Raw genomic sequence first — 8,552 nt, forward strand, 5'->3', positions numbered from 1 at the left:
AGGAGACCATCTCTGGGACTGATTACAGCACAAAGAACTTCTGGTACTACTCCCTACAGACCGGTGAGGTCATCGACCGTGAACCTGTAGCTGAAAGCTGGGACATCACCTTCACACGTTACAGCTCTGAAATATTTCCTGGAGCAAATTACATCGTCAGTGGAGTCTTTCAGAATCAGGAAGTATTGGCCTCTGAAGCACGTACTGTCGAGATTGACGATGCCCAGTGGACCGACCAGCCGATGTCCGAAGAGATGAACATCATCGGAAGCGACTGGAAGTATTTCGACATGGATATCTTCCAATATGTGGTCGAAGACTCCCTCAGCTATTTCGTTCAGGATAGAGAAGGCAATGTCTGGCATCTCTGGTTCACTGCCTTCGATGGAAGCAGCACCGGAGATATCGAATTCACCAAGCAGATGGTCTCGGCCACGGGTGTGGATGATATCGGACAGGTCGATTTTACCGTTTTCCCCAATCCGGTGATCGGTCAAGCCCAAGTAGTTCTCGCTGTCGAGAACGAACCCATCCGCTACTCTCTCTTCGATATGAATGGGAGGATAGTCGCCAAGGATACATGGACCAACGGTCTTCGGCATAGCCTGGATGTGAGCGCACTCCAGCAAGGTATCTACATGCTCCAAGTAGAGCGGGACGGTGGTTTCGGCCAGCAACGCATCCTGGTCCAGTGAAACAAAGGATATCATCATAGGACTACGAGAAACATACCTCTTTCTGAGCCTCTGTGCGATGCTGTTCTTCAGCCTCCGTGCAGAGGCTCAGTGCATCCTGACCATTACCGATGAACAAGGAGAAGCTCTTCCTGGTGTTTCTGTCATTTGGGAAGACGGAGAGGCTGTGCGCGGAGTCAGCAGCAACGAATGGGGTCAGGTAGAGATTCCTGAGTCTTGGTATGCGACTTCCAGCCTGATCGAGATAGAGGTGCAACAGATCGGGTCCATTTCACTACATGATTCTATCCAGTGTCCTAGCAGGAGATTCTTCGTTCTGAAAAAAGACCCTATGTATCTGAATGAAGTGGTGATCACCGGACAGTATGGTGTTTCCGATCAGCGGAGTGCAGTCCATCGCGTAGAGGTGATCGATGAGGAAGAACTCGATCGCATCTCCACCAGCGATATCTCTGACATCCTCCAGCACAGCGGAGAGCTCCAGATCAGACGCAATGGGGTCATCGGCACAGGGATCAATATCCAAGGGCTAGGCGATCGGAACGTGAAAGTGACCATCAATGAGGTGCCTGTAGTAGGTCGGGTGGATGGCAAACTCGATCTGGATCAATTGGATGTGCAGGACATCGAACGCATAGAGATCGTCAAAGGACCTATGGCTGTCAGTTATGGGACCGATGCTATAGCTGGAGTCATCAATATCATTACCAAGAAAGCGGTCGAGCAGCAGGACCGTTTGCAATTGAGAGGATACTACAGCAGCGAAGGTCAGTACGATGCCTTTGCCGACTGGTCAAGCGATGCGGGCAAGTACGACTATCGATTGAAGCTCGGACGTAGATACTTCGATGGATGGAGTCCCAGCGATCCCTTCTTCCGCAATCAAGAACCGGTGGCCGATGACCGTAGGAATTCGTTATGGAATCCCAAGGAGCAGTATTTGGCCGGCCTGGTGCATGGTCTGGATTGGAAAAGGACCCGCTTGGAACATCGGCTGGATATCATGGATGAGACCCTAAAGGATAGAGGTGCACCCGAGGTCAATGAGGCAGCGGAGACCATTCAGGCATTCGACACCGAATACCACACCCTGCGGATCGATAACTCCCTGCGCTATTCCCATGATGGAGTCCAGGATCAGCGATTCAAGGGCTTCTTGTCCTTCAATTACTTCGATCGGGTACGGAAGCGTATGCTCACCGATGTGACCGACCTCTCCCGACTGGACCTTTCTTCCGACACGACCGATTATCTGGCCCTGAGCACACGTCATACCTGGACTGGAAGTGTACATGACCGTGTGGATTTCCAAGTAGGATGGGACGGCTCCTGGGAACAATCGACCGGACAACGCATCGATGGCACACCCGAGCTTTTTCAGGCGGCAGGTTTTGCCTCCCTCGAGTGGAAATTGTCCGAACGATGGCTTCTCCGTCCGGGTTTGCGCTACGGATATCATGAGCTCTTCGCTATGCCCTTCATACCGAGTATCGCTCTGCGCTATCGCAAGAATGAACATACCTGGCGCCTGTCGGTCGGCCAGGGATTCAGAGCACCTGATTTCAAGGAGCTCTATTTGGCGTTCTACGATGCCAATCACAATGTCTATGGCAATGAGGATCTGCGACCTGAGAGTAGTCTTAATCTCAATGCAGCCTACAATTATTCCCGAACCTACTCCGGTTGGCAGATAGAGATGGATGCATCCCTTTTCTATAACGATGTAGATGACCTGATCGCACTGGCACAGGTAGGGGAGGCAAGTTCGACATCCATTCCGCCTTACTCCTATCTCAACCTGGATGAGGTGATCACCCAAGGAACACGCATTGATCTCGGATTGACCAAAGACAATACTTCGGTGCGCTTGGGCTGGGGCTTGACCGGTAGAGAAGATATCACTGAGGGCCAAGTGCTCACTCCGATGAACTATTTCCATCAAGTCAATAGCTCGCTCTCTCATCGATTTGAGAAGCTCGGTCTCACTTGTGACATCATGGGGTCATACAATGGCGCACAGACCACCGTGATCCTCCAAGAGGATGAAGAAGAAGTCCTGAGTTTCTATCAGGAGGAATACTTTATGGTCGATCTTGCCTTGGGAAAAGAATTCTTCGACCGTTCCTTGACCTTGAGAACAGGTGTTCGCAATCTATTGGATATCAGCGTTATAAATGCGGGTTCGACCTTGTCTGGACATAGCGGTGGATCGACCTCCGTACCCATTGGGACAGGTAGGAATGTCTTTATCAGTCTGGACTATACACTGGATCGGGATGCGCGGAAATAAGATCATACTCATATTGGCCTTGGTCCTTTTCACCGCATGCGAGAAGGATGAGATTCCAGTGGCCTATGAGCCATCTCCACTGCCTACGGGGGCCTTCAGTTCACAGCTGGAGATGTCTTCGGATTACCGCTACAGGCTCTATTACGACCTAGAAAGCGATTCGGTCATCGCTCAGCACCTGAAGACGGATTGGGATCTGGCCTTCTCTTGTGATGCAGCGCAGACCATCCGATTGAATGATAGTAAGTTGATGATGGTCTGGAGGGTCACGGGCAGCAGCTTCGAGGAAGTGGAATCGGTGCAGGGTGATGGACCACTGTTCGACACCAGCGATGGCTACCAGACTGCCTTAGAAGATTGGACTACGGAAGAAGTCTACATCATCGATCGCGGTTTCGATGAGGCCGGATCCGCTCTCGGGCGCTATAAATTGCAGATTCTCGGGGCCGATGCCGATAGCTATTCGGTACGCTATGCTCCGCTTGGATCGGGGGATAGTGTAGAGCAGAACATCCCCAAAGACCTGGATCGGAATCATGTGCAGCTCTCTTTCGATGCGGGGGTGCGCTTTTTGGAGCCCCCTAAGGAGGATTGGGACCTGCTCTTCAGCCACTACACCTTCTACTTCGAAGAAGAAGAGATTCCCTATCTCGTTGCTGGGGCATTGCTTAATCCACATCAGGTGCAGGCCCAGTCCTTGGAAGAGTATGATTTCGAAGCCATAGATGCCGATTATCTGGATGGGATTGCACTGAGCGATCAGCGGGATATCATCGGCTACGACTGGAAGTACTTCGACCTGGATTCAGAGACCTATAGCATCGTGGATAATGCCTATGTCATCCGTACGGTAGAAGGCAATCGCTACAAGTTGCAATTCACTGGATTCGTAGATGCCTTCGGGGAGCGTGGCGCGCCCTCTTTCCGAGCGGCATTGGTCCCTTGATTCCTGTCTATTATCAAGCCCTTTTTCCGGCCTGGATCCAGTGATTTCCGGCCCTATTTCCACACCCGGCCAAAAAAAGCATGGAATATGTGGAAAAATGCACGCTTTAGAGGGGTTTTAGCGTTCTACATAGGCCCATAAAGAGGTATCTTTAGGGGTTGCTAAAAACGTTATGGAAACAGCTGAAGAAACTATGATAGAAAAAGGATATTCCGCGGATAGTATCCAGGCCCTGGAGGGCATGGAGCACGTCCGTATGAGACCTTCTATGTACATCGGTGATGTAGGCATGAGAGGTCTGCATCATCTCGTGTATGAGGTGGTCGATAATTCCATCGATGAAGCATTGGCCGGTCACTGTGATCGCATCGATGTGCACATACTCGAAGGCAATGGAATCCGAGTGAGGGACAACGGTCGAGGTATCCCGGTCGGGATGCATAAGAAAGAAGGGGTTTCAGCCCTCGAAGTGGTCATGACCAAGATCGGTGCTGGAGGTAAGTTCGATAAGGACTCCTACAAAGTATCCGGTGGTCTGCACGGAGTTGGGGTATCCTGTGTGAATGCCCTGTCCAAGCATCTGACTGCTACTGTACATCGTGAAGGCAAGGTGTGGGAGCAGGAGTACGAACGAGGCAAGAAGCTCTATGATGTCAAGGAGAAAGGGGCTACCGATTACCGAGGTACCGAGGTGGAGTTCTTCCCCGATCCGGAGATCTTCGATGTACTCGAGTATAGCTATGAGACCCTCGCCAACCGTATGCGCGAGCTTTCATTCCTCAATAAAGGAATCACGGTTACCATCACCGACCAGCGTACTACCGATGAGGAAGGCAATCACCCTACAGAGACTTTTCATTCCGAGCGCGGCCTGGCCGAGTTCGTGGAATTCCTGGATGGAAACCGTGAGCGATTGATCTCGGAAGTCATCAGCATGGAGAATACCGATGGCGATGTTCCTGTAGAGGTGGCCATGGTCTACAACACGGGCTACACAGAAAATCTGCATGCCTACGTCAACAATATCAATACCCATGAAGGTGGAACGCACCTCAGTGGATTCCGCAGGGGATTGACCCATACCTTGAAGAAATATGCTGAAGAGAGCGGTCTGCTCTCCAAGCTCAAGTTCGACATCTCGGGAGATGATTTCCGTGAAGGTCTGACGGCCGTGGTCTCTGTCAAGGTATCGGAACCGCAATTCGAGGGGCAGACCAAGACCAAACTCGGTAACCGGGAGGTCTCGGCTCCAGTGAGTCAGGCGGTCAATGAGATGCTGACCAATTATCTGGAGGAGAATCCAAGCGATGCGAAGACCATCGTCCAGAAGGTCATACTAGCAGCACAGGCCCGTCACGCGGCCCGTAAGGCCCGTGAGATGGTGCAGCGGAAGAATGTCATGACCGGTGGAGGTCTCCCCGGTAAGCTCTCCGACTGCTCGGATAAGGATCCTGGCAACTGCGAGCTCTACCTTGTAGAGGGAGACTCGGCAGGTGGAACGGCCAAACAAGGTCGGGACAGGTATTTCCAGGCCATCCTACCATTGCGAGGTAAGATCCTCAATGTGGAGAAGGCCATGCAGCACAAGATCTTCGATAACGAGGAGATCAAGAATATCTACACCGCACTCGGTGTGCGTATCGGGACCGAGGAGGACAGTAAGGCCCTGGATCTTTCCAATCTACGCTATCACAAGATCATCATCATGTGTGATGCTGATGTAGATGGAAGTCACATCCAGACCTTGATCATGACCTTCTTCTTCCGTCATATGAAGGAGTTGGTAGAGCGAGGGCACTTGTACATCGCTACGCCACCGCTCTATTTGGTCAAGAAAGGCAAGCAGGCCAAATATGCCTGGAGTGATGCTGAGCGGGATCGACTCATCGAAGAGCTCAAAGGGAAGAGTGATGCCAATGTGGGTATACAGCGATACAAGGGTCTGGGTGAGATGAACGCAGAACAACTGTGGGATACCACCATGAATCCCGAGAACCGTACCCTACGTCAGGTCACGATAGAAAGTGCCGTAGAGGCCGACCGTATCTTCTCCATGCTCATGGGCGATGAAGTACCACCTCGCAGGGAATTCATCGAGAAGAATGCTGTCTATGCCAATATCGATGCCTGATCGATAGCACAGAAAAATTCAACAAAGACCCGGACCGAGAGGTTCGGGTTTTTCTTTGATTCCAACTGAGAACGGGCTACTTTTTTCCTTGCTTTGCCCACGTGAAACACCATTATTTCTTTCTGACCCTTTTATCCATCCTACTACTCCCACAGGCTCTCGAAGCCCAAACTGCAGAGACCATACGTACCGGGCGACCGGGGCAGTCCATTGGAGCCTTCAGTCTGGGGGATGGGCTCTTCCAGATCCAGAGCGGGGTCTACTACAACCCGGTCGAATTCGATGGCTTCGATCAGACCATCTACGGTAACAATACCGTACTCCGTTATGGCATCACCGAGCTCTTCGAGATCAGCGGGGTATTCGATCAGGTGGAGTTCAGAAGTGATGAGATAGCGGATATGAGTCGCACCTCCATCCAATTGGGAGGTCGATACCATCTTCTGGATCAGCAGGGTATCATCCCCAATGTGGCCCTGCAGTCCCGTCTTTCCTTCTCCGACCTATCCGATGCCCAAGTAGGTACCGTGAGCATCTTGTCCACTACCATCAATGTCTTGGACAACTACACCTTCTTCACCAATTGGAAGATGATCACGATGGACGGTGTGGATGAAGCCGCCTATGCCTACACGGTCAATCTTTCCCGTTCGCTCAGTGATAGAATCGGAGTCTTTGTAGAGATGTATGGAAGTCTATCGGATTTCAGTAGCAATTTCGATACGGGTCTGGGGTATCTGGTCAATGATGACCTGCAGTTGGATATCTCATTCGGCATTCAGGACCAGGACGGTGTACAGGACCGCTATATTGATGCAGGTATATCATGGAGGATCACACCCGACTGATCAGCCAGAGTGTATCCTTCAATAGGAGTGGGCCCTATTCGTCTCCTATGTAGAAATCTTCTTCCCCCTCGTACTTCTCTTCGTACTCCTCTTTGACATCCGATCGGAGGTTTCCATCGTCATCATAGTCATCGTCCAGCCGTATGAGTTTGGCGGCCAAAGTCTTGCTCATGCGTATGAGATAGACTTTTTCCTCTCCGTCATAAGGTAGTGCGGTCACGGTCTCGCCATGACTGTTGTAGAATGTGATGAGATGATCCTCGAACCCGAATGGATATGCCAACTTCACCTTCTCTTGAAGCTCAGGATCCAAAGTATCGTAGTCCTTGACTACGCGTGGTTTGTTGTCCATGTTCGAATGGATTGGTCATGTTGAAGTTACTCACTGAAATCCATTCTCACAATATCACAGACTTAAAACCATCCTTTCCGTTTGAAATAGAGGATCAAGGTGATGGTCACCAAGGCCATGACCCCCAGAAGAATGAAGTAGCCGTTCTCATGTTGCAATTCGGGGATGTTGACGAAGTTCATTCCGTACAGTCCAGCCAAGAAGGTAATGGGAACGAAGAGCGTAGTGACCACGGCTAGGAACTGCATCACCTTGTTCATCTTGAAACTGATCTCGGTCGCGTAGAGGTCTTGTATGCCGGTCAGACTCTCCCGGGCCGTCTCCACCATATCCATCAGTTGGATCACGTGGTCATAGCTGTCCCTCACATAGGGTACGGTCTCCTGATGGATGATCGGAGAATCGGAACGGCTGAATTCATTGATCACCTCCCGCAATGGGTAGATCGCCTTGCGCGCCCGGATCAACTGCGTGCGCATATTCAGGATCTTTCCTTTGATCTCCCGGCTGGTCGAAAGGCTGATCTCATCTTCCAATTCTGTGAGCACATCCTGTATCTGCTCCATCACCTCGAAGTAGTGGTCGGTGATGAGGTCCATGATGGCATAGGCCAGATAATCCCCATCGGAGGTACGCACCTTTCCATGACTTGCCCGGATCCGTTCTCTGATATTGATCAATAGGTCTTCATCCTGCTCTTGGAAAGAGAGCACATGATGTTTGTGAAAGAAGATGGAGACCTGCTCGTACTGTAGATCCAAATGCTCTTTATCGAAGGAGAGCGCACGCAGACAGAGGAATATGCCATCCTCGAACTCCTCATACTTGGGTCGCTGGGTCGTATTGACGATATCCTCTTGGATAAGCGGGTGCATCTTGAAGGTGCTACCCAGATTCTGGATCAGATCGGTGTCATGTAGTCCACGTACATCGTACCACTGTAGATATTTATCCATCGGCCGGTGGAATTCGATGAATTCTCCCGGTGTACAGGTCTCTTCTTTCAGTTCTTCTTCATTGAATTCCAAGTAATGGATACTAACATCATCTACCCGTTGCTTGCCGGTGAATACGATAGTACCAGGGGGTAGACCTGCATTGATCTTGACCTTTTTGCGAGGTCTGATGCGCTTGAAGAGATTCATAGGAGCAAGATATCCAATCTCCACCTCTACGGGCATACGTTGAAGGGGTTTTTAGCGTTTGTTTGCATAGATGAACTGCCGAACGACCCTCTTCATCCTTTCGGTCTTCCTCACCGGTGGACTTCATGCCCAGTTGGGAGGTAAT

The 8,552-nt window shown here is 50.9% G+C and carries 7 protein-coding genes; 5 read left to right on the plus strand and 2 right to left on the minus strand.

All coding sequences use genetic code 11. The annotated features are described in order from the left end of the window. The 5 genes from HKN79_06960 to HKN79_06980 all read left to right on the plus strand — a co-directional run. On the plus strand, nucleotides 1–695 hold a 695-nt coding region (locus HKN79_06960), incomplete at its 5' end, for a T9SS type A sorting domain-containing protein (GenBank protein NNC83300.1). A gap of 58 nt (nucleotides 696–753) precedes the next feature. Then, entirely contained in the window at nucleotides 754–2,985 is a 2,232-nt protein-coding gene (locus tag HKN79_06965) for a TonB-dependent receptor (GenBank protein ID NNC83301.1), read from the plus strand. Then, nucleotides 2,972–3,931 carry a hypothetical protein gene (locus HKN79_06970; protein ID NNC83302.1) on the plus strand — a complete coding sequence of 320 codons (960 nt, stop codon included), beginning with the start codon at nucleotides 2,972–2,974 and terminating at the stop codon, nucleotides 3,929–3,931. The genes HKN79_06965 and HKN79_06970 overlap by 14 nt, the downstream gene beginning before the upstream one ends. 193 nt (nucleotides 3,932–4,124) lie before the next feature. Then, nucleotides 4,125–6,062: a DNA topoisomerase (ATP-hydrolyzing) subunit B gene (gene gyrB, locus HKN79_06975; GenBank protein NNC83303.1), complete on the plus strand. Its 1,938-nt coding sequence runs from the start codon at nucleotides 4,125–4,127 to the stop codon at nucleotides 6,060–6,062. Between the two features lie 101 nt (nucleotides 6,063–6,163). Further along, a complete protein-coding gene (locus tag HKN79_06980) occupies nucleotides 6,164–6,910 on the plus strand; it encodes a transporter (protein NNC83304.1) in 747 nt (248 codons plus the stop codon). Between the two features lie 34 nt (nucleotides 6,911–6,944). Here the strand turns inward: HKN79_06980 and HKN79_06985 are convergent, their stop codons facing one another. Beyond that, complete coding sequence (locus HKN79_06985; GenBank protein ID NNC83305.1) at nucleotides 6,945–7,262, minus strand: hypothetical protein; 318 nt, start codon at nucleotides 7,260–7,262, stop codon at nucleotides 6,945–6,947. A 62-nt stretch (nucleotides 7,263–7,324) separates the two neighbouring features. Beyond that, on the minus strand, nucleotides 7,325–8,407 hold the full coding sequence (gene corA, locus HKN79_06990) for a magnesium/cobalt transporter CorA (GenBank protein ID NNC83306.1): 1,083 nt from the start codon (nucleotides 8,405–8,407) through the stop codon (nucleotides 7,325–7,327). Nucleotides 8,408–8,552 lie beyond the last annotated feature (145 nt).

This window comes from Flavobacteriales bacterium (assembly GCA_013001705.1).
In the GTDB taxonomy this organism is placed as follows: domain Bacteria; phylum Bacteroidota; class Bacteroidia; order Flavobacteriales_D; family JABDKJ01; genus JABDLZ01.